We start from the raw sequence: 19,275 nt of genomic DNA on the forward strand, positions 1-19,275 counted from the left end.
TTGCTTCGGGGCGTACGCGCACGCCGGCGGGTGCAACCGCCGGCGTGCAGTGCTTCGGGACATCGATGGAGGGCAGCTTCACGTGGCCCACGCTTGGAGCTGGGCCTCGATCGACTGCAGATCGAGGATGGCCGCGCGCAGCGCGGAGCGGTGCGCGATCGTCGTGAGACGCTTGCCGCTATCGCCGGCGGCGAACACCAGCAGGGTGCCGCCCAGCTCTGGCGCCGGATACCAGGCTTCGATCAGCAAGCCGGCCTGCAGCCGCTCCACCGCGACCTTGGTGGGGCTGAACGGAAGAATGACCTCGCCACCAGGCACGACGAAGATCGGGCCTGGCAGCGGTGCCGGGTACGGCACCGGCGGCAAAATCTCGGCGGCCCCCATCATGCGCCCCCCTGCAGGCGGCGGCGCTCGTCGAGCGCGAGGGCCAGCTTGCCGAGCAGCTCGGTCGCGTGCGCCTCGTCCAGGGGGACATCGAGAAAGTGGCGGAAGCCGCGGGCGGGGCCGGGATCGGTGCTGAGCATCAGCTCGACGACGATGTTGTCGCCGTCGCGATCGAGGCGGACGTCGGTGGACCAAGGCGTCTGCATCGTCAGATCCCCAGCGCTTGCTTGTAGGTTTCGAGCAGCATCTCCGCTTCGTCGCGGTGGTGCTTCTCCATCCGGCGCAGGCGGACGATGTTGCGCATCGTCTTCACGTCAAAGCCGGTCGACTTGGCCTCGGCATAGACATCCCTGATGTCGTCGCTGATGCCCTTCTTCTCTTCCTCGAGGCGCTCGACGCGCTCGATGAACAGGCGCAACTGTTCGGCCGAAATGCTATCGGACATGGACGGGGTCCTTCTTTGGAGTGGAGGCCCAGCCGCTTGCGACGGCACCGGGCCAGGCATCGAGATCCTGGGCGAGTTCATCGAAGGCCCGGGCGGCGAGCTCGACGCGCTGGGCGACTTCCTTGGCGATATCGATCAGCACCATGGTCAACCTGCCCACACGATGCCGGTGGCAGCGAGCAGCGCCGCCTTGGGTCCGGCGAGAGTGGCGATCAGCAGCAGGCCGATTGACAGGCCGAGCAGGAAGATCCCGGGCAGGCTCATGCGATCGAGGAAGGAGCCGTCGCTGGGGGTCCGCCTTGGCTTGTGCACACCGCAGGTGCAGCCCATCGGGTGGACCGCGCCGCGGCGCCGCTGGATGACCATGCGGGCAGGGCGGAGGGCGCGCGGGCGCCGGGACTGCGCCGCGCTCACGCTGCCATTCCCTGGCTATGGTCGGGTTCCGGGGCGGTGTCGCCCTCGTCGCCGACAGGCTGCGCTCCCTCGCCCGGCTCGTCGACGGGGCAGGCGTTGCACAGGTCCGGGGCGATCAGGGTGCAGAGCCCCAGAATATCGTCACGGCAGGGCAGGCGATCGCTGCAGGCGCAAATACGGCAGAGCTGCGGAGGAGACCGATCCTCGCCGGCGTGGATCTCCGTCAGCGCGTGCAGGACCGCCCCATCGAACGGGAATGCCTTGGCAAGGCAGGCGACGACGTCGGCCGTGATCGGCACCTTGTCCGCTTCGAGCAGGCAGAGCCATTCGACGCGGCCGAGCCGGTCCAGGTGCGGCACGGTGCCGACGATGCCGGCGACGTCGTCGATCGACAGGCCTTGGGCCTCGCGGCGTTTCCGGATGTAGGTGCCAGGTGACATGACCATCGGGCGATCCTTTCGGGCAGCAGAAATCCGTCCCCGCAAGCTGATTGCTTGCAGGTCCGGCGGTGACGGGGGAGGGCGGCGCTACTGGCTCAGCGCGTGATCGACACTGTCGTCATTGCTGGCTGGCGGCACCTCCGGGCCGCTGGTCCGCGCAGGGTCGGTATCGTTCGCGGCACGCCTGCGCGGCGGCACCGTGCGGAGGCCGGCGAACGGCTTCGGCGACACGCCCGCCGAGATCCGGTGTGTGATCTCGACGGCACCGCCGAAGGAGGCGCCGCAGGCCTCGATATTCTCGCACTGGTAGAAGACCTGCCGGAGGGTGGTTCCCTCCTGCCGACTGGAGCGGATCGCGAGGCGACCGCCGCAATCGGGACAAAGCAGACCGTGTGGGCTCCTGCTCACTAGTTTGCCCCCCCGTGGGGCGCATGCTCGGGCTTACTGCCATCGGGCCCTGTGCCGCCGGTCAGCAGCGCGAGCGTGCTCTGTTGCGCCTCGATCGATTCCTCGAGCTCGCGCCGGGCGAGGGCGAGGTCCGCATCGGTCGCATTCGGTGCGAGGGCGAGCACCACGGCCGAATTGGCCTCGCCGCCCTCCTTGATCTGTTTGGCCACCCGTCGGGTCAGTTCCTCGGCGGTGCTAACACTGCTGTGCTGTTCGGCTTTGATGCGCGAGACGAAGCAATCGGCGAAGGGCGAGCCCTCGCCGCCGGCGCGGCGATAGGCGAGCTCGAGCGCGAAAGCGTCCTCGAGCGAGATCATCGCGCTGGTGTCCGGCTCCGACCAGTTGGTCACCGTGCGTACCGCGACGGTCTTGCCGCGCCGCTGTGAGACCACGGCGGCGCACCCGTCCCAGCCAAGGTGATCGGCGATGCGCACCAGGGCGCGTTCGAAGCTGACCGGGGCGCGGAGCTTGGTCATCGCAGCAGCCCCAGCAGGCCGACGGCGAGCAAGCCGGTGCCCAGCACGACCAGGTTTGCACGCACGGCGCGGGCCCGTGGCAGGTCCCTCGCACGGCGGCCGACGACGATACCGGCGGCGCAGATCAGGCCACCGACAAGAAGGCAGAGGGTCGAGGCGCCCTGCAGGGTCATGCGCTGCACCTGGCCGGCGCCGGCGACGAGAGGGACGGCCGGCGCCGGAGGCGACCCGAGGCGCGTTGTGCGCTCGCGGGAAACGGGAAAGCAATAGGGGACTGCCATAGCGGCTTCGAGTGCCGGAACCCAATGGGCTCGGCCGTTATCCTCGGGTCGGTCCCCCGGCGACGGGTTGCGAAACCGGACGCCGATGGAAAGCGACCATCGGCGCCAGGCTCGGTACGCAGGACAGGCGGAAGTGGGGCTACCGACGAACCGCCGGGCACGGAGCGCGTCGCAGCGCGATCGGTCCGCGGCCGATCGCGAAGGGGGGAAAGAGGAGATGCGTGCAGGATCACGCAGCGCCGTCCTTGATGCCAAGGGCGACGGCGATCTTGTGAGATTGACCACGCCGGCAGGGTCGGCCCCCGTCCAGAATCGCGTGCACGAGACGTGGATTGAACCCGCGCCCCCGAGCCCATTCGCTCACATTGACGCCTTCAGCCGCGAGTCGGGCGCGTACGCGTCCCGCCCGCACAGCGATGTCGTCGGGTGTGGCACCGGGGTCAAACATGTGCTTTGTGCCATTCTGTAGAAACTAGTGGCAACAATTCATCAGGATTGCACAAAGGTCAATCGAAATTTGTTCAACCTTGTAGAATTTTCCTCCCGTTTGCGTGCCGAGCGCAAAACGAAGGGGCTCAACCAGACCGAGTTCGGTCGGTTGGGCGGGGTCGGCCTTCAAACTCAAAGCCGGTATGAAAAGGCCGAAACCGAACCCGGCGCAGAATATTTCGCGAATCTCGCCGGGGCGGGTGTCGACGTGCATTTCGTCCTGACCGGAAGGCGAGCTCGGGAATTGTTCTCCGAGTCGCAAACGGAGCTGATCGACTTGATCGCCCTGCTCGACGATGCCGATCAGTCGGCAATCCTTCACCTGACGCGTTCACTCGCCCAGCGAGCTCCTGCTTCAGCTCGCCTGCACACACCGAACGCCGAGTTCCGCGGCGAACGGGACTAGGCCGTAGACTCATAAGCGCGGAGCCAAAGGCGCATTGAGGCAAGTTGGACCATGGCCAGGAAGTTCTCCGCTAACTTTTCGTAGCGAGTGGCAACGCGGCGGAAGTGCTTGAGTTTGGAGAAGAACCGCTCAATCAGGTTGCGCTCGCGATAGAGCCGCTTGCTGAAGCAAGGCTTCCACTTTCGATTGGATTTGGCCGGGATGTTGGGCGTGGCGCCCTGTTCCTCGATCAGCGCGCGGATGCGATCGGCATCGTAGGCTTTGTCGGCGAGCACGATCATGTGCGGCCCAAGGTGGTTGGGCAGATCGTCCGCGACTTGGCCATCATGTGCCTGCCCAGCGGTCAGGCCGAGCCGGATCGGGAGGCCTTGCGCATCGACGACGGCATGGATTTCGGTCGTGAGCCCGCCTCGGGAACGACCGAGACAATGATCTCGATCCCCCTTTTTGCCGTCGCAGCCTGTTGATGCGCCCGGATGGAAGTGCTGTCGATCATCTGGATGTCGCCGTCATAGGCGGCGGTGATGGCATCCATCATCCGATCCCAGACGCCTGCCTTTCGCCATCGCACGAAGCGATTGTAGCAGGTGGTGCGCGGACCATAGCGTTCGGGCAGATCGCACCATGGTGCGCCGGAACGCAGCACCCAAAAGATGCCGTTCAGCACCCGACGATCATCGACGCGCGGAACGCCTCGCGGCTTGTTGGGCAGTAGCGGTTCGATAACGCGCCATTCGAAGTCGGTCAGGTCATATCGGCTCATGCGGAGTGTGAATCAGAATTGGGCGGAATATGGAAGGTCATCACGCCTCTGTTGCGGACCTCACAAGCAAATGCGATGCTCGGAATATGCAAGAGGTCGTGATTGATTGTTCCGGCATCGGATCGACAGAGGAGTTCTGGCAGCGTTATCTCGACGCTGCGAAACCCGAGGGCGCCGCAATGTTCGGTCGAAATCTCGACGCCTTCTGGGACGCAATCGAAAGTGGCGGACCAGGATGGCCGGGAGAAGTCTCGCTCGTCTTCAGGCATTCCGCTCAACTGTCAGGTTTACGAACGAGCGGCGGCGATGCGTCGTTTCTCGATGCGCTCAAAACCATCGCGGACGAGGCAACTGTAGTGAGCGTAAAATTCGTCGATTAGCGCCTCGAAGACCTCTTCAACCGTCCCGCATTTATGAGTTCACGACCTAGTGCAGCCAATCCATTTCGGCGCGAACTAAGGAGGACATAGCCCGCCACACCGGGCATCAGTCTCCCGGGCCCTGGGGCGATCCGGGCGAGGGGGAAGAATGTCGAAGCAAGATCGGGCGGTGCGAGCCGTCGCCGCAGGCAAGAAGTTCCAGGCAAGCGGGAAGCAAATACAGGGATGCGGCTGCGCGATAGTGCTGCTCGCGGTGCTGATCATAATTCTCGTGTCGCTACTTCCTAAGGAAGAAGGGGGTGGCGATCGTGCTGCAGCCTTCCCATTCAAGGCCATCGGGAGCGGGATCTACACGGTCATCATTCCCCGCGATGCGAAGCCCGAGGCGATTGATCGCGCCGCTAGGGCCCAATGTGCTGGCAAGTCCCTGTGTGACGTTTGGGGCTGGGTGGACGCGGACCGCGTTGCCACCGCTCCGCAAATGACCAACCGCGAGACAGCGGCGCGGATATACAGCCTGAAGATCAACCGAAACACCGGGTACGATCGCAGCACCTTTGCATGTTCCGCCTTTCCCTCCGCCCCGAAGGATCAGTGCAGTGAGCCGCCCAGCGAGGCCGAGCTAGAGAACGCGTCTTGAGCGGCGGCGAGGAGGATTGATCGATGCGCCCGAGGCAGGAGGTCACGCCGCTCGCTTCACCGGAGCCGAAGATCGAGTTCAAGTATACGCCGGCCTATGAGCGGACGCGGCGCAACTATCTGTTTGTCTGTGCCCTGCTGATCCTCTTCGCCCTTGCGGCGCCCGACAAGATCAAGGTCCCGGGCTTCAGCGATGATGCCGGGTTGCCTGCGTGGATCGGTTATATCGCGCTTTGGTTCGCAACGCTCTACTTCGGGCATGAATACCATGCCGAACACTTGGTCGCCGTCGCCCGCAATAGCGAAATGTTGGCAGGTCGATCAGATGAGCAAGCCGCCGCGGCAATCTTGGACCGCCTTCATCAGTTCGATTTGATCAGCCCGGTCAATGAGTTTTCGAACCGCCTGACCCGTTCTATCGATTCGTGGGAAGATACAGCTCAGAGGATCTCCGGCGAGATCTTGTCGACGCGAATCGTGGAGGAAGTGCGCGATCAGATCATGAGCCTAGCGCGGGCCAGGGTAGGGCCCCCAGCATTGGAATACGGGGAGGTCGAGCAATCTGTGCATGCCCGCATTCGAATGATCGGTGAATCCGTCTCGCTGGTCGGGGAGCAGCTGTCCGCTGAACTCGCCAGCGTTAAGGAGGAAGCGAGGAACACCTTGGAGGTGTTCAACGGGTATATCCAGAAGATGGACACGCTGCGAGAGAGCCTTACGCAAAGCAGCTCGCACATATACTCGTCGCAGGTACGGTCCTTCGACCTGAATACCAAACTGGGATGGGGAAGTTTTGTCGTGGCGACGCTTTTGACCATTGCTCGGGTGGTGGAACACCTCTTCTTCACTTCGACATTCCACCTCACCTAACGGACCAGCAGCTGCGCCCTTTTCGCGTCGGGCAGATCTAGCCCTTTGCCTCGAGCGTAAGGCTGGTACGCAGGCCGCCGGACTTGTCCAGGCTGTGTGACACCTCTGAGAGGATCCAGTTCGACCCATCCACCCCGGGCTTGAAGCCCTGCAGCGTGACGTTGCGCTCGGGGTAGAGGTCCGGGCGAGGATCCGATAGCTCGATCGATGCCGATGCGCCGGCGCGCTTGGTTCGGCCGTTCTCGGCCTGTGCGGCCTGCTGCGCGGCCGCCTCGCTGTGATAGACCTTTCGCAGGCGCTTCGGCTTGCCGGCGCCGCCGCCGGCCTTCACCGTCTTGCGTTCGCCGGCGTCCTGGTCGTGCCAGCGCGCCTCGACGCCGGCATCGGCTCCCCGGGCGGTGAACCGCACCCTGCAGCTCGATACGTCGGGGCGGGTCAAGGTGAGCCCGGGCAGGGCCTTGCCGCTGGCGGTGGTGCCCTTGCCGATCCGGCTGAAGAGCAGCTTGCCGTCCTTCACCGTGGCGACTGCGTCGTGATCCTTCCCCAGGCGGCGGAGCAGGGCCATGTCGCTGGTGTTGTGCTGGACGAGCGTGGGAACGGGGATGCCGGCGAGATCGGGATCGATGCGTGGATCCAGGCCGTTGGCGCCAGCGAGCTCGCGCACGATCGCGCCCAGCGTCGTGCCCTTCCAGCTCCGCTCGGTGCGGACGCGGAAGCCTGCGGTCAGGTCGGCCGCCCGGGCGCGGACCGAGATCTGGTCGCTCGGGATGCTCCACTCCGGTTCGTCGACCTTGAAGGCGCCTTTGTCGACCAGGCCCTCGCCTTTGATGCCCAGCTGCAGCCGGATCACGGCGCCAGAGGGCGGAATGGCGAGCATGCCATCGGAATCGTCGAGCACCAGGTCGAGCTGATCGGCCTCGCCGCCGCGCTTCGAGGTGAGGCGAAGCGAGACCAGGCGCGGCCGGACCTTGTCGGTGATGTCAACCAGCTCCGCCGCGGCCGCGAAGATATCGCCGGCGAGATCGGAGCCCGCGAGGGTGAGCCGGAAATCGGCCCGCCTCGTCATGCCTCGCGCTCGAGCTCGAGGGAGAAATCGATCACGCGCGGCACGCCGTCGACGAGCATCGCCTTTCGCTGCTCGCTCATGCGTAGGATCAGGAAGCGGCCGAGGATCCTGCCGGTGCCTTCGATGAAGTCGTAGCTCTCGCCCTGGTCCGCCATGTCACGCAGCGTCTGGATGGCGCCATAGCTGCCCACCGCCTCGGGCGCGATCAGGCCGCCGATCGAGATCCGCTCCGCGCCGGGGCCGACATATTGGGTGGCATCCCGATCGCCGACGCGCGGCGTGCGCGCATACGCCCATTCGGTGTCCCGCGCGAAATCGGAGAAAGGGAAGGTCGCCAGCTCGAAGACGAACAGGCCGAGGGCGGCGAGCGCCATCAGTCGCGATCCTCGAAGCTGGAGCCGTTTTCTTCGGCCTGCAGCCGCTTGAGCTCGGCGTAGAGCTCGCGCGCCTGGGCGCGCATGTCGACGCCTGGACCGCCCTGGACGGTGATGTAGAAGTTGTTCGTTACCGGCACCGCCGAGGCTCCGCGCCCGGGCGTGCCGGCGCCGGCGGCCGCCGGCGTCGCCATGAGCGCGCTGCCCGCCATGGCGGCCGTCATCTGGTTGCCGATGCCGCTCAGCCGCGAAAGCGGTCCACCGACGCCGCGATCGAGGCCCTGGTCGAGACCCGCCATCATGTGCCCGCCGATCGCGGCGAAGACGCGGCTTGGCGACTTGATGCCAAGCACCGCCTTCAGCGCGGTGACGGCACGTGCACCGAGGCCCATGATGTGCCGCGCCAAGCGCAGGGGATCGAGCGCGGTCAGCAGCCCCTCGAGCATCATCTTCCCGATCGACGACCAGGACGGGATCAGGGAGCGGAGGAAGTTGACAGCACCCATGAACGCCGAGCCGATGCGGGCGCAAAGCTTGCTGAAGAAGTTCGAGATCGGCCCCCAATTGGCGTAGATCGCATAGGCCGCTGCCGCGAGCGCCGCGACGATCACCGCGATCCATCCGAAGGCCGCGAGCATCGAGATGCCCAGGGCGCCGGCGACGAAGCCGAGGCCGGACAGGATCGCCCCGAAGACCGTGATCGCGCCGCCGGCGATGGTGAGGATCGGGCCGATCGAGGCGAGCGCGATGATGACAGCGAGCAGGGTGTCCGGGCTCATCGAGTCGATCACGGCGGTGACCTTCTCGAGCAACCTGGTCAGGGCGGGCAGGATCTTGAGCGCGGCGCCGCCAAGGCTCTCCTGGAAGGTGCGCCAGGCCTGTTGCGAGCCGGCGGTCGGGTCTGCATCGCGCTGCGCCTTGGCGGCGCCGCCGAATTGCTTGTCGAGTTCGTCCAGGATCATCGCCTGGGCTTTGGCGGTCTCGCCCGCCTTGACCCAGGTCTTGATCTGCTCCTTCTGCTCGGCGCTGAGGCTGACGCCGGCACGGGTGAGGGCGCTGATTCCCTTCACCGGATCGTTCAGCGCTTTGCCCACCATCAGGGCGCGGCCCTGCAGGTCGCCGCCCAGGCGCGCGGTGAGGTTCACCGCGGCGAGCTGGGCGCGGTCGAACGCCTGCCCCGACACATTGCCGAAGGTCAGCATGTTCGCGGTGACCTGCTTCATGATGTCGTCGTCGTCGAACAGGGAATTATCCTGCAGATCAGACGCCTGCTTTGACAACTGCTCTAGCGACCGCCCGGCCTTTGGGCCCATCGAGTCGAGTGCAGACTTGACGTCGGCCGACGACTTCTGGCTGTCGATCGCGGCCGGGATCGAGGCCACGGTGAGCGCGACGAGTGGCGCGGTAACACCGGCGGTCGCCATGGCGCCGGCGCCGGCGATCTTGCCGCCGGTTTCCCGGATGGCGGCGCCGCGCCTCTGGATCCGCTGGATGCGCTCGAGCCGTGCGCGCTGCGCCTCGAGCTGCTCGTTCGTTTGCCGCGTCTCGCGAGCAAGACGCTCCTCGTGCTCGGTCAGGCGAGACACATCGACGCCGGCGCGCTCGAGGCCCCGCGACAGGTCCTGGAGCCGGTCCCGGTGTGTCGCTGCGCGGGCCGCAGCCGCGGCCTCGGCTTTCTCGGCCGCCTGCAGTGCGCGGGCGAGCTCCCTGGTCGGGGCATCGGTCCTGGCGATCTCCTCGCGCACCGCGGCCGTCCTGGCGCGCAGCTCGGCGAGCTCCTCGGCGCTCTTCTGGAATCGCTGCTCGGCACCGCGGAACTGGGCGAGCTGCATTTGCGATCGCTTGAGGCCTGCGAGCTCCCGCTGGGTTTCCGCCATCGCGCGGCCGAGGCCGCGGGTGCCGCCGGTGAGCTGGCGCAGCGGCGCGCCCAGGCGATCGAGCGCGGCGAACAGCACCTGGACCCGGACACTTCTCTCGCTCACCCTTCAGCCTTTCTCATTTTCTCGAAGCGATCGATGGCAAGCGACTGCCACATCATCAGTTCGTCCAGCGTCATCGCCGCCATCACCTCGGGCGGCCAATGGAACACGGCGGCGATGTCCGCGCAGGCCTGCTCTACAGGCCCGGGTTCTCCGCCCTCATCGCCGCCGTCAGAAAAAAACAGCCGATCTCGACGCCGCACTGCAGCAGGTCGGCGGGATCCATGCCGGCGGCCTCGATCTCGGTGATGGGCGGGTTCGAGATCCGGGGCAGCAGCTTGATCACCGTGTCGGTCTTCAGCTGGGTGAGGTCGACCAGGGTGAGGCCGCGCAGCTCGCCGCTCATCGGCTTGCGGAGCTGCAAGGTCTCGATCGAGGTTTCGCCGCGGGCAATCGGCTCCTCGAGCGGTACGTTCGCGATCTTGACGGGCTTGGACATGGAAACCTCCGTTCAGAGCTGCAGGGCGGCGCGCATCGCTGCGCTGCGATCGACGCCGCCGACGATGAACAGGCCCGAGATCATGTCGATCTCGATCAGCGCCGCGCCGTTGACGATCAGCTTGAAGTAGGTGAGCGTCGACTTGACCGCGTGCTCGGTGTTGTCGCCGGTCTTGGCGGTGCCGAGGTCGATCTCGGTATGCATGCCGCGCGTGACGATCTCGGCGGTGATGGCGGTGCCCAGCTCTTCTTCCTGGTACCAGCCCACAAAGCGCTGCTGTATGCCGGAGACGCCGAACTCACCGAACTGGCGCATCACCGCGACGACCAGGCCGCCATACTTGGTCGTCATCTCGAGCTTCTCGAGGCCGAGCGCGATATCGATCTCACCGAGCATGCCGGCGGCGCGATACTGCTCGACCTTGAGCGCGAGCTTGGGTAGCTCGATCTCGGGCACCTTGCCGAGATAGTTGTCGCCGGCGTTGTAGACGGTGAAGTTCTTCAGCTTGTGGGGGAGGCCCATGTGCGGATCCTTTGCGCGCTAGGTCAGGCGGTCGCGGCGTTCAGCTGGTCGCCGAAACCCGAATAGTATTTCGTGGTGACGCGGAGGTTGTTCGTCAGGGCCTCGAGCGGCGCGATCGAGGTATATTCGACGTCCATGGTGAGCTTGCCCGCAGCGAGCGATTCCGCCGGGTTGGCCGTCCCGTCAAACCAGGTATTGCCACCGATGATCCGGCCTTCGCGCGTCCAACGGCGGAGAAGAGCGTTGCCCTCTTCGACCAAGTCGCGGATCAGGCCCAGCGTCATCGGCCTGTCGATGTAAGGCGCCTCGATCTGCGTGAGTGCATCCTTCAGCGCCTGGGCCGTGCGCGTGGCGACCTCGAAGGAGAAGAAGGGTTCATCCGAACAGGTGCGGTTCCCCCAGAACCGGTAGCCGTTCATGCAAATCAGGGTGGTGACCTGGGCAGCATTCAGGACGCCGGCGTCGTTGTCGGAATCGCGGATGTCGAAATGGACGTCCTTGCTGATGCCGGTGACGCCGGCGGCGACGACATTGGATAGCGATTTGTGGAAACCGATCCGCTCATCGGTCATGGCGCGCTGGCCGAGCGCAGTGGCGATCGCGTGCCCGTCGAAGCCGGTCCAGTCGGGCCAGATCAGCTCAAGCTCGCGATCGCCAAACTGGCCACGGTAGATGGTCGCACCTTCGTTGGTGTCCGTTTCGGCCCCACGGCAGCTTGCGTAGACCATTCCGTCGAGCTTCTTCGCCACGGCGACGGCCGCGACGATGGCTTGCTGCGTGTCGAGGCCGGGCATGCCGATGATCCTCGGCCGAAGGCCAAGGATGCCCTCAGCCGCGAGTAGCGCCTTCACACCGGTATAAAGGCCATCGACGCTGCCACCGACCACGTTCGCCTCTGTCTCGGCCTGGTCGGCACCCTCCGGTATGCGCACAACGATCGTCAGCGGCGTGCCCTGGTCGGCAATCGCGCCCAAGACCTTCGCCATCGTACCGCCGGTCGACAGCGCAGTTGCGGCGCGGAAGTCGTTCACCCGGACCGGACGATTGAGCGGGAAGGCTGCGTCGAGAGCCTCGGTCGCGGCGCCAGCCTCGGCGCTGGCGGTGACGATCACGCCGATGATCGCCATCGACTTTTCGAGGATCGGACGGATGCCCTCGACGGGCTCGAGGAAGGTGATGCCGTGGAAGAAAGCCATGCGAGGATCCTCAGCTGGAAGCGGGACGGAGGGGGATGGAGAGGCGGGCGAGGCCGGTGACGCCGGCGGCTTCGGTGAGCTCGCCTTCGAGGTCGACGCCGAACCGCCCGCCGGCGAACTCGGCGGCTTCGCCGGTTAGCGTGACGCGCGTCAGGCGGATGCGGGGTTCCCAACGGCGGATCGCATCGGCGATGGCGGCGATAAGGCGGAGGCGGCCGAGCGCGTTCATCGCCTGGTCGATCAGCTCGAACACGGCCGAGCCATAATCGCGGCGCATCAGGCGGGAGCCGATCGGCGTGGTGAGGATATCGGTGATCGACTGCGCCAGGTGCTCGAGGCCCGAGAGGCGCTTGCCGGTTTCTCGGTCCATGCCGATCATTGCGGCACCCCCGAGATCCCGCTGCCCGGCTGCACCTGGCCGTGCTTGTGGGTTTTCAGGCTGATCGAGCCGGCCTTGACGTCGTCGTCGCTGGAGATCTCGCCGACGGCGTGGAGCTGCGCCTCGAGCTCGACGTTGTCGGTGACCTTCAGCTGGCCCTGGATCTCGACGTCGCCGACGAACTTGATCCCGCCAGGCGCGGTCACCGTGGCCTTGCCGCCGCCGGGCAAGGTCGCCTCGAGCCCGTGCGTCACCGGATCGTAGGCGAGCTCGGCGCCGTCCTCGAACCGAATGACGTCGCGGTCCTGGTCTCCGATCGGCGGAAAGGCATTGCAGACGACGCCACGCATGGCGATCGCGCCTTCGATGTCTGCATCCGGCGCGAAGAGCACGACCTGCTCGCCCACCTTGGGCCGGATCCAGATCGACGTTCCGCCGGCGGCGCCGGTGAGCCAGCGCAGGTTCGCCGTGACAATCTCCCCGACGCGCACGGCGATGCGGCCGCCGGGCAGATCGACGCTGTCGATCGTGCCATAGCGGATCAGCTCGCCCATGCGGCCCGGGAGATCGTCCTCGGCGGTCACGGATCAGTCGCGCTCGAGCTCGAGCTCAACGGTGAAGACCTCGGCCGAGGCCGGGGTGTAGACGTCGCGCGCCTCGAGGAGGACGTAGAGGTCTGCGCTCGGCGCGACGGTGTCGAACTGGATCGCGCAGGCAGCGCGGCCCTGGGCGGCATCGCCCAGCACCTGGTCGATCGTCACGTCGACATGGCCCAGATAGCCCTTGGCCCCACCGTTGGTGACCGAGAAGGCGCCGTTGTCGCCGTTACCGGCGGTCGGCGCCGCGGTGAACAGGTGAACGCGGAAGGCGGCCGCGGTGACCGAGACGCTGCTCTTGGTGAGCTGGATCCCGACGACGCTGCCGTTTCCGCCCGGGAAGCGCGCCGCCGCGACGTGCGGCACGACCACGCTGGCAGCGGTGGCGTTGTTGGCGACTAGGTCGCCCGAGGCATATTGGGTCGTGTTCGCCGGACGCGTGAAGGTGACAGTCTTGGTGGCGCGGTTGTTCATGGCGGCGGTCCTCGCTGGTGGGTGCGGGCCGCAGCCGGCCCGATTGAGCGGGGCCTATGCTGGAGCGCGGACGCGCGACGATCACGTTCCCACTGTTGTAAGAAGCGGCGTTACAACACTGGCTGGGTGAGCCAGGCGGCCCCGCGGGCGGACAGCACAGCATGCGCAAGTCGAGGACGTTGACAGCCCCCGGTGTTCATTGTGCTTTGCAGGAAGGCGATTGAGACCTGGGGGATTGAGAAAGTGGAGCTTCCAGAATTTTGGCTCTTTGAGGCCACCAAACTTATGGGCCAGCTTGCTGGGGCGCTCCTTGTGGCATGGCTGGCAGTCCGGTGGGCGCTGCGGCGTTACAAGCTGGAAAAATCGTGGGAAAAGCGCCTACAGGCCTTCACGGACATTGTTCTTGCTCTCGGTCAGATGCAGAGCGTGCAGCTTTCCTGGCTGGAAGAACATGAGGGCGCTTTCTCGTGGGCGCCAGAGCACAAAAGCGATCTCTCCCGCCGATACCAAAGCGCAAAGATAAAATTGGAAGAGTCCCGCGCGATGGCGGCGCTCATTCTGCCAGATAGCACAGGGGAGTGCATTCGTTCACTGTTCGCAGCATTGGAGAGAATCCCGGAGGACTGCCCTCCTGCAGAACTGTACTCTCGGTCGCTTGATCACATCGATGAAGCGATGAGAGATATTTTACGCCAGGGCCAGAGGGCGCTTGGCAAGTTCTACTAGATCGGCGCCCCGACGCCGTCGACGATACCTCCCGTTGTCATGTTCACCTTAAGGGTGGACTTCTTCCCCCGAAACTCGACGGCGACGATCCGCGCCGCCGTGTTGAGATAAAACATCGCTCCGCTGTTCTTCACCTGGCCGGTGCAGTGGACAAGCCAGAGCTCGGTCCCGTCGAACGGCGCGGTCGAGCTGGCACCGTCTGCCCAATAGGGCGACTTGCACGAGGTGGTGCCCTGGGCGGCGCCGGCGCCGGTGGTGGTGTTGGTCGGCTCGTACATGTTGCAGTTGAGCGCCAGGCCCTTCGCCCCGCCGGTGAAGGCGAACACGGCACCATAGGTGAGCCCGCCACGGCAGTTGACCGCGGTGGTGCGGCCGCGATCGTGATCGGTGATCGCGTTGCAGCTGGTGTTGACCGCGGGCTGACCCTTGAAGTTGTTCGGGCCGAGATGCTCGGCGACGAAGTCCTCGACCCAAGTGTGCTGGGCGCTGCCCTGCTCGGGCGCGTTGCTGTTACCGGGCACATAGAGCGAGTGGGTGTTCACGCCGTCGAGCCACCCGTACTTTGCCTTGCAGCGCTTGATGATCGTGCGGGTGACCGAGCGCGAGCCGAAGCTGTTCCCGCTCGAACCATAGGATTCGCAGTCGATCCAGGTGACCTGGATATCGTGCACCACGTTCGGCGCGGCGGCGCCGATCGTGTAGGTCTGCGGGTGCGCCCAGAAGAAGATTGCCTGGTCGGCCGCGCCGCAATTGAACACGCAGCGGAAGTTCTCGACGAGCAGGCGGGACCCTTCGGCAAGCGAAAAGGTGTTGCCCGCCTGCAGCTCGGAATAGGCGAAGTTGACGCCCGGGTTGGGTTTAGCACCCGAGGCGAGCTTGACGTACCAGGTGCCCGTGGCGGCGAGATAGTAGAAGCTCGGCCTATCCTGCATTGGCACGAGAACTGCGGCCTCGTCTGCAAAGGGCCCGGCAAGTGCATCGCTGAAGGTCGGCGCGCCGTCGGCATCCAGGACGGACAGGTCGGCGACGAAGGGCGAGTTCTTGGCGGCCGCGCTGATCGCGCCGGTCGAGCAGGCCCAGATCCCGTTGCCCTTGGGGATCCAGGCGAAGGTCGCCATGGTGTAGTTTCCGCGCATCCCGGGCAGGAGCCAGGGCCGGCCCGCGCCGATGTTCTTGATGCGGAGCCGCTTGGGATTGCCCGGCGTGCCGATCAGCATGTTGCCGGTGTCCCAGCCCTGGGCATTGCCGGCGATGAAGGTGGTGCTGTCGACCAGCAGGTCGAACACTACCGAAGAGCCATCGGCGTTGATTTGGGTGACGGCATAGTTGACCGTCTTCCAGGCCGTGCCCGGGGTGAGGCCGTTGTTGGCGTCGTTGCCGGTGTCGGTGTGGACGTAGCGGACCGCCGCGGCGATGCCCTGCTTGGTCGGGTCGTAGATCCGCTCGACGAGGACCTCGATATAGGTGAGCCCATCGGCGGGATTGCGGAGGCGCAGCGCGCCCTTCCACTCCGCGCGGATGTTGTAGGTCTCCGGCATCATAGAGATGCAGCGCAGGCCGTTCGAGAACCAGGTCACGCCATAGTCGTTTTCGTACCCGGTGATGCCATTGTCGGCGAGATCGATCCACCCGATGGGGAGGTTGCCGTTCAGCTGCGGGAAGCCGGCGGCCGCCGCGGCGTTGGCGGCCGCGGTGGTGGCGATGGCAAGCTGGGGCGCCACAGCAGCAGCGGCGAGTGCGCCGGCACGCACGGCGACGGTTTCGACCCCCGAGAGGGCCGGGATGGTTTCCAGGCCAGTCGGATTGTCAAGCGTCGTGAGGGCGGAGATCTTCACGGGTCAATCCTCGTCGGGCCAGTGGTGGTCTGCGGTGGGGTCGAAGCTGGCGAGATCAGCGTCGGTGGTCCGCTCGAGCAGGGCGCCGATCGCAGCGCCGGCGGCGCGGACGGCGTCGATGCGGGTGCGGCGGGCGATCGCGCCGGCCGTGTCGATCGTCGTCGCGCCGGCGCTGGCGATCGCGAAGGCTGCAAGGGCGAGCGCGCTATTGTCGTTCGCCTGGGTGGCGAGGCTGGCGATGGCGAGGATCCGCCGGCGGGTTTCGCGGCGCAGCTGGCGGCGGGCGCGCTGGCGGCGCTCCTCGGGCGAGCGCGTTCCCGGGTCTGCCAGGATCGGGCGCCCGCCTGGGCCCGCGACGATCTCCTTGCCCCTGGCCTGGCCGTCGAGCAGTCGGGCATGGACCGCTGCCGAGACCGGTACGGCGTCGACGGGAATGACCCGGTGTACGTCACGGTGGAAAAAGCCGGCGGGGCTCCACAGCAGGCGAGAAGCGGCCATGCTCAGAATCCGATCGCGATATAGGTGGTGGTGATGCCGCTTCCCCGGTTGCTCGAGACGGTGAAGCCGCCGCTGGTGATCGTGGACTCGATCACCTCGGGGAAATTGTCCTCGTCATTGGCTTCATCGAGCCCGGACTGGCCGCCGCTGCAGACCGCGGCGAAGCAGGCATTGGGGAAGGCGAGCGGGAAGGTGACGGCGGTGGTGTTGTCCGCAGCAGCTGTGAAGCGACCCCATTTGACGATCGCGCCGCCCAAGATCGGGGTGTAGCCGTTGGTTGCAAGCGAGCGTGTGATCCCGGCGATGCCCGCCGGCGTGATCGCCTTGCCGTTCTGGACGCCGGCGAGGATCTCGGCCGAGCTGGCGATCGCGACGTCGAGCACCCGGCTTGCCGCTAGCGAGCCGCCGCCCGTGACCAGGCCGGAGCCGGTGATGGTGCGGGCGGCAAGCGCGCTGAGCGCCGTTTCCAGGGCATCGATATCGACGCCCAAGGCGGTGGCGAGCGCGTCGAGCACGCGCTTCACCTTCTTCGGCGACATGATCCGTTCGTCGTCGGTGCCGGTGTCCGCCTCGGCATCGGTTGCGATCTCGGCCACACCCTTGGTCGTTTCGGTCGCCGGCGGGTTGAGGAAGTTGGTGTCGCCGAAGACGAGTTCGTTCGCGTTCCCGGTGGGGAAGGCGATGTCGATCGCGTTCAGCAGGGTCGAGCCCGCGGACTTCTGCACAATCAGACCGGCCTGGCCATAGACGGCGAAAAGTGTGCCGTCGTCGAGGTAGAGGCCGAAGCCGCGCACCGAGTAGGAGAGCGGCGCCTCATCCCGGACGATCATATGGACGATGTAGTTGTCCAGGGCGGTGCCCGAGATGGTGTCGACCCGCCGGAACTCGCCGGGAAGCGCGGTGAGCGTGGGCGCCACGACGAACACCTGGTCGGTGAAGCCGACCTCGGTGATCGCGAGATTGATATCGTCGTCGAGCTGCGCCTCGGTAAAGCGCTGCAGGCCGTCGGCAGTAACGACGAGGGGAAGTGCGGTCATGGGGCGGTGTCCAGAAAGGTGGAATCCTCGCTCTGCAGCGGCTCGCCGTTCTCGTCGGTCAGCAGGGTCGCCCAGGGCTGGGAGGTGTCGACGGTCAGGATCATGTCCTCGCGCTGCAGCAGCGCTACCCGGGCCACGCCCTGGACGCCGATCCCGCCGGCGAGCGTGACTTGCTGGACCAACTGGAAATGCTCGCGCAGCGGCTTGGTGCGGGAGACTTCGCGGATGACCTGGTCGGCAAAGGCCGCGGTCGCGCGTTCACCGCCCGGGGCGGTGCCGTCCTCGAGCACCAGAGGCAGGATGACCTCGAAGGTGTGCGGCGTGCCGCGCGGGGCGGTCTCGTGCCATTCGACGATCGTGGCGAGGTCGTCGAAGCGGGCGAGGACCTGCTCGACCGAATAGCGGGTGCCCTTCCGGCGATGCTCATCGATCGAGTTGGCCACGGCCTCGCGCTTGATGCCCTCGGACCAGTCCGCATCCCAGGTATCGACCGAGAGCGCCCAGGCCAGCCAAGGCAGGATCGGGAGCGGGCAGGTGGCGGGATCCCATAGCTCCGCGAGCGGCATCGGCACCTCGCCCAGGCGCTCGGACACCTTGGCGACGCCGCGCTCGAGCGCCGTTGCGTTCGGCGCCAGGAGCTGGGGGTCAGTCGTCATAGCCGCCATGCGCAAGCGCGATGTTGGTGCACCAGGCCGCCTGGGTCATGTCGCAGACCACGTCTTCCTCGAGCTCGAGCTCGACGCGCTGGATGCCGGGCACGGTAAGCGCCGCATGCAGGCTCGAGACGGTGATGTTGCGGCCGAGCAGGCGGCTCGCGGCCAGATAGGCATCGAGGCGGACGCGGGCGGCGGCCAGGACGACGTCGCGATCGGGACCGAGGAAGGTGTAGAGGGTGCCGACGACCTCGAACTCGACGATCTCGGCCGAGGCCACCGTGACCAGGTCGCCCATGGGACGGATGCGATTGCCGGCGATCGGCGTGAGGACCACGTCGACGGCTTCGAGCGTGTCGGCGGGCGCCGTCCCGTCTCCAGTCCGTGAGAGCACCGAGACCAGGACCTCGCCCGGGGCCGGGGAGGTGGCGCTGGCATCGAGCACGTCGGGGTGGGCGGACTTGGCGTGGAAGACATAGGCCAGCGCGGGCCCGGCGACGGAGAACCTCTCGGCCGCCAAAACGATGCGTTGGCGGTAGGGATCGTCGTCCTCGAGCGTGGGATCCACGCCGTGTTCGGGATCGCCCTCGTCGATCACCAGGCGCGGGACTCCGACCAGGACGCCCAGATGGTCGAGGTTCGTTTTGGTCGCGTAGGCGACGAAGAGCTGCAGGGCGCGCTCGTTGAACTGCTGGCGCATCAGCAGCTCGCGCCAGGCCAGGACCTGGAGCAGCTTCATGATCGGGTCCGACTCGACCGTCGCATCGAAGTCGGGAAAGAGGTCCGGCTCCTGGATGCGCGCGATCAGCGCGGCAAGGATCGCCTCATAGCCAACGGGTTCGATCACCGTGGGCGGCGTCATCTGCGACAGATCGATCGCGGAGGTGGTGGACAGGTCGGGCACGCCGGCACTTCGCCGCGCGGGTGGCCGGCCTGCCATGCCGGACTGTTGTAAGAGCGTGCGTTACAACAGCGTCACCAAGCTCGGACTCCGCCGCCCACCTGTTGCTTCCCGGCAGTGACGGACGGGCCAGGCCGAGCTATCGAGCGAGTATGAAGGAACGACA

At 66.3% G+C, this 19,275-nt stretch carries 31 protein-coding genes; 5 read left to right on the top strand and 26 right to left on the bottom strand.

What is annotated here, in order from left to right; translation table 11 throughout:
• Positions 1 to 78 precede the first annotated feature (78 nt).
• From J2W22_RS14955 to J2W22_RS23510, 10 genes are all read right to left on the bottom strand, one after another.
• Positions 79 to 387 carry a hypothetical protein gene (locus J2W22_RS14955; RefSeq protein WP_307119031.1) on the bottom strand — a complete coding sequence of 103 codons (309 nt, stop codon included), beginning with the start codon at positions 385 to 387 and terminating at the stop codon, positions 79 to 81.
• Entirely contained in the window at positions 384 to 590 is a 207-nt protein-coding gene (locus J2W22_RS14960; protein WP_307119032.1) for a hypothetical protein, read from the bottom strand. The genes J2W22_RS14955 and J2W22_RS14960 overlap by 4 nt, the downstream gene beginning before the upstream one ends.
• Before the next feature lie 2 nt (positions 591 to 592).
• Complete coding sequence (locus J2W22_RS14965; RefSeq protein ID WP_307119033.1) at positions 593 to 829, bottom strand: DUF2312 domain-containing protein; 237 nt, start codon at positions 827 to 829, stop codon at positions 593 to 595.
• Entirely contained in the window at positions 819 to 974 is a 156-nt protein-coding gene (locus tag J2W22_RS14970; RefSeq protein WP_307119034.1) for a hypothetical protein, read from the bottom strand. The genes J2W22_RS14965 and J2W22_RS14970 overlap by 11 nt, the downstream gene beginning before the upstream one ends.
• 2 nt (positions 975 to 976) lie before the next feature.
• The gene (locus J2W22_RS14975; RefSeq protein WP_307119035.1) at positions 977 to 1,195 is read right to left on the bottom strand and encodes a hypothetical protein; all 219 of its coding nucleotides are present in this window, start codon (positions 1,193 to 1,195) and stop codon (positions 977 to 979) included.
• 44 nt (positions 1,196 to 1,239) lie between these two features.
• Complete coding sequence (locus tag J2W22_RS14980) at positions 1,240 to 1,689, bottom strand: helix-turn-helix domain-containing protein (protein ID WP_307119036.1); 450 nt, start codon at positions 1,687 to 1,689, stop codon at positions 1,240 to 1,242.
• Between the two features lie 81 nt (positions 1,690 to 1,770).
• On the bottom strand, positions 1,771 to 2,091 hold the full coding sequence (locus J2W22_RS14985) for an ogr/Delta-like zinc finger family protein (protein WP_307119037.1): 321 nt from the start codon (positions 2,089 to 2,091) through the stop codon (positions 1,771 to 1,773).
• The gene (locus J2W22_RS14990) at positions 2,091 to 2,606 is read right to left on the bottom strand and encodes a hypothetical protein (protein ID WP_307119038.1); all 516 of its coding nucleotides are present in this window, start codon (positions 2,604 to 2,606) and stop codon (positions 2,091 to 2,093) included. The genes J2W22_RS14985 and J2W22_RS14990 overlap by 1 nt, the downstream gene beginning before the upstream one ends.
• The gene (locus tag J2W22_RS14995; protein WP_307119039.1) at positions 2,603 to 2,779 is read right to left on the bottom strand and encodes a hypothetical protein; all 177 of its coding nucleotides are present in this window, start codon (positions 2,777 to 2,779) and stop codon (positions 2,603 to 2,605) included. The genes J2W22_RS14990 and J2W22_RS14995 overlap by 4 nt, the downstream gene beginning before the upstream one ends.
• A 337-nt stretch (positions 2,780 to 3,116) precedes the next feature.
• Positions 3,117 to 3,335, bottom strand: coding sequence for a DNA-binding protein (locus J2W22_RS23510; RefSeq protein WP_373422980.1), 219 nt, complete (start codon positions 3,333 to 3,335; stop codon positions 3,117 to 3,119).
• 27 nt (positions 3,336 to 3,362) lie between these two features.
• Here J2W22_RS23510 and J2W22_RS15000 point away from each other — a divergent pair, with 27 nt between their 5' ends.
• Positions 3,363 to 3,782 carry a helix-turn-helix domain-containing protein gene (locus tag J2W22_RS15000; protein ID WP_307119040.1) on the top strand — a complete coding sequence of 140 codons (420 nt, stop codon included), beginning with the start codon at positions 3,363 to 3,365 and terminating at the stop codon, positions 3,780 to 3,782.
• Here J2W22_RS15000 and J2W22_RS15005 read toward each other — a convergent pair.
• Positions 3,779 to 4,545, bottom strand: a protein-coding gene (locus tag J2W22_RS15005) for an IS5 family transposase (RefSeq protein WP_307119041.1) whose coding sequence is annotated in 2 segments (ribosomal slippage) — positions 3,779 to 4,233 and positions 4,233 to 4,545 — 768 coding nt in all. Because the reading frame shifts where the segments join, the coding sequence is not laid out codon by codon here. The genes J2W22_RS15000 and J2W22_RS15005 overlap by 4 nt on opposite strands.
• Positions 4,546 to 4,631: 86 nt before the next feature.
• Here J2W22_RS15005 and J2W22_RS15010 point away from each other — a divergent pair.
• The 3 genes from J2W22_RS15010 to J2W22_RS15020 all read left to right on the top strand — a co-directional run bounded on the left by J2W22_RS15010 (position 4,632) and on the right by J2W22_RS15020 (position 6,434).
• Positions 4,632 to 4,925, top strand: a complete 294-nt coding sequence (locus tag J2W22_RS15010; RefSeq protein ID WP_307119042.1) for a barstar family protein — start codon at positions 4,632 to 4,634, stop codon at positions 4,923 to 4,925.
• Positions 4,926 to 5,073: 148 nt separating this feature from the next.
• Positions 5,074 to 5,565, top strand: coding sequence for a hypothetical protein (locus tag J2W22_RS15015; protein ID WP_307119043.1), 492 nt, complete (start codon positions 5,074 to 5,076; stop codon positions 5,563 to 5,565).
• A gap of 23 nt (positions 5,566 to 5,588) precedes the next feature.
• Positions 5,589 to 6,434: a hypothetical protein gene (locus J2W22_RS15020; protein WP_307119044.1), complete on the top strand. Its 846-nt coding sequence runs from the start codon at positions 5,589 to 5,591 to the stop codon at positions 6,432 to 6,434.
• A gap of 37 nt (positions 6,435 to 6,471) precedes the next feature.
• Here the strand turns inward: J2W22_RS15020 and J2W22_RS15025 are convergent, their stop codons facing one another.
• Genes J2W22_RS15025 through J2W22_RS15070 form a run of 10 tightly spaced genes read right to left on the bottom strand, consistent with a single transcriptional unit; the run spans position 6,472 to position 13,459 of the window.
• Positions 6,472 to 7,500, bottom strand: a complete 1,029-nt coding sequence (locus tag J2W22_RS15025; RefSeq protein WP_307119045.1) for a contractile injection system protein, VgrG/Pvc8 family — start codon at positions 7,498 to 7,500, stop codon at positions 6,472 to 6,474.
• A complete protein-coding gene (locus J2W22_RS15030; protein WP_307119046.1) occupies positions 7,497 to 7,874 on the bottom strand; it encodes a phage tail protein in 378 nt (125 codons plus the stop codon). The genes J2W22_RS15025 and J2W22_RS15030 overlap by 4 nt, the downstream gene beginning before the upstream one ends.
• On the bottom strand, positions 7,874 to 9,856 hold the full coding sequence (locus tag J2W22_RS15035) for a phage tail length tape measure family protein (protein ID WP_307119047.1): 1,983 nt from the start codon (positions 9,854 to 9,856) through the stop codon (positions 7,874 to 7,876). The genes J2W22_RS15030 and J2W22_RS15035 overlap by 1 nt, the downstream gene beginning before the upstream one ends.
• Positions 9,853 to 10,056, bottom strand: a complete 204-nt coding sequence (locus J2W22_RS15040) for a GpE family phage tail protein (protein WP_307119048.1) — start codon at positions 10,054 to 10,056, stop codon at positions 9,853 to 9,855. The genes J2W22_RS15035 and J2W22_RS15040 overlap by 4 nt, the downstream gene beginning before the upstream one ends.
• Positions 9,990 to 10,292 carry a phage tail assembly protein gene (locus J2W22_RS15045; RefSeq protein ID WP_307119049.1) on the bottom strand — a complete coding sequence of 101 codons (303 nt, stop codon included), beginning with the start codon at positions 10,290 to 10,292 and terminating at the stop codon, positions 9,990 to 9,992. The genes J2W22_RS15040 and J2W22_RS15045 overlap by 67 nt, the downstream gene beginning before the upstream one ends.
• Before the next feature lie 12 nt (positions 10,293 to 10,304).
• Complete coding sequence (locus tag J2W22_RS15050; protein WP_307119050.1) at positions 10,305 to 10,814, bottom strand: phage major tail tube protein; 510 nt, start codon at positions 10,812 to 10,814, stop codon at positions 10,305 to 10,307.
• Between the two features lie 23 nt (positions 10,815 to 10,837).
• Positions 10,838 to 12,010: a phage tail sheath subtilisin-like domain-containing protein gene (locus tag J2W22_RS15055; RefSeq protein WP_307119051.1), complete on the bottom strand. Its 1,173-nt coding sequence runs from the start codon at positions 12,008 to 12,010 to the stop codon at positions 10,838 to 10,840.
• A gap of 10 nt (positions 12,011 to 12,020) precedes the next feature.
• Positions 12,021 to 12,380 carry a GPW/gp25 family protein gene (locus J2W22_RS15060; protein WP_307119052.1) on the bottom strand — a complete coding sequence of 120 codons (360 nt, stop codon included), beginning with the start codon at positions 12,378 to 12,380 and terminating at the stop codon, positions 12,021 to 12,023.
• 5 nt (positions 12,381 to 12,385) lie between these two features.
• Complete coding sequence (locus J2W22_RS15065) at positions 12,386 to 12,973, bottom strand: phage baseplate assembly protein V (protein ID WP_307119053.1); 588 nt, start codon at positions 12,971 to 12,973, stop codon at positions 12,386 to 12,388.
• Between the two features lie 3 nt (positions 12,974 to 12,976).
• Complete coding sequence (locus J2W22_RS15070) at positions 12,977 to 13,459, bottom strand: hypothetical protein (protein WP_307119054.1); 483 nt, start codon at positions 13,457 to 13,459, stop codon at positions 12,977 to 12,979.
• 192 nt (positions 13,460 to 13,651) lie between these two features.
• Between J2W22_RS15070 and J2W22_RS15075 the strand changes: the two genes are divergently transcribed.
• Positions 13,652 to 14,185 carry a hypothetical protein gene (locus tag J2W22_RS15075; protein ID WP_307119055.1) on the top strand — a complete coding sequence of 178 codons (534 nt, stop codon included), beginning with the start codon at positions 13,652 to 13,654 and terminating at the stop codon, positions 14,183 to 14,185.
• On the opposite strand, the gene J2W22_RS15080 is transcribed toward J2W22_RS15075, so the two are convergent.
• Genes J2W22_RS15080 through J2W22_RS15100 form a run of 5 tightly spaced genes read right to left on the bottom strand, consistent with a single transcriptional unit; the run spans position 14,182 to position 19,112 of the window.
• Positions 14,182 to 16,020, bottom strand: coding sequence for a hypothetical protein (locus tag J2W22_RS15080; RefSeq protein ID WP_307119056.1), 1,839 nt, complete (start codon positions 16,018 to 16,020; stop codon positions 14,182 to 14,184). The genes J2W22_RS15075 and J2W22_RS15080 overlap by 4 nt on opposite strands.
• 3 nt (positions 16,021 to 16,023) lie before the next feature.
• Positions 16,024 to 16,518, bottom strand: a complete 495-nt coding sequence (locus J2W22_RS15085) for a hypothetical protein (RefSeq protein WP_307119057.1) — start codon at positions 16,516 to 16,518, stop codon at positions 16,024 to 16,026.
• Positions 16,519 to 16,520: 2 nt separating this feature from the next.
• Entirely contained in the window at positions 16,521 to 17,555 is a 1,035-nt protein-coding gene (locus tag J2W22_RS15090) for a gp53-like domain-containing protein (RefSeq protein ID WP_307119058.1), read from the bottom strand.
• Positions 17,552 to 18,211: a phage tail protein I gene (locus J2W22_RS15095; RefSeq protein WP_307119059.1), complete on the bottom strand. Its 660-nt coding sequence runs from the start codon at positions 18,209 to 18,211 to the stop codon at positions 17,552 to 17,554. Before J2W22_RS15095 ends, J2W22_RS15090 begins: the two co-directional genes overlap by 4 nt.
• Entirely contained in the window at positions 18,201 to 19,112 is a 912-nt protein-coding gene (locus tag J2W22_RS15100; RefSeq protein ID WP_307119060.1) for a baseplate assembly protein, read from the bottom strand. The genes J2W22_RS15095 and J2W22_RS15100 overlap by 11 nt, the downstream gene beginning before the upstream one ends.
• Between the last annotated feature and the right edge of the window lie 163 nt (positions 19,113 to 19,275).

Source organism: Sphingomonas kyeonggiensis (assembly GCF_030812785.1).
Lineage (GTDB): Bacteria > Pseudomonadota > Alphaproteobacteria > Sphingomonadales > Sphingomonadaceae > Sphingomonas > Sphingomonas kyeonggiensis_B.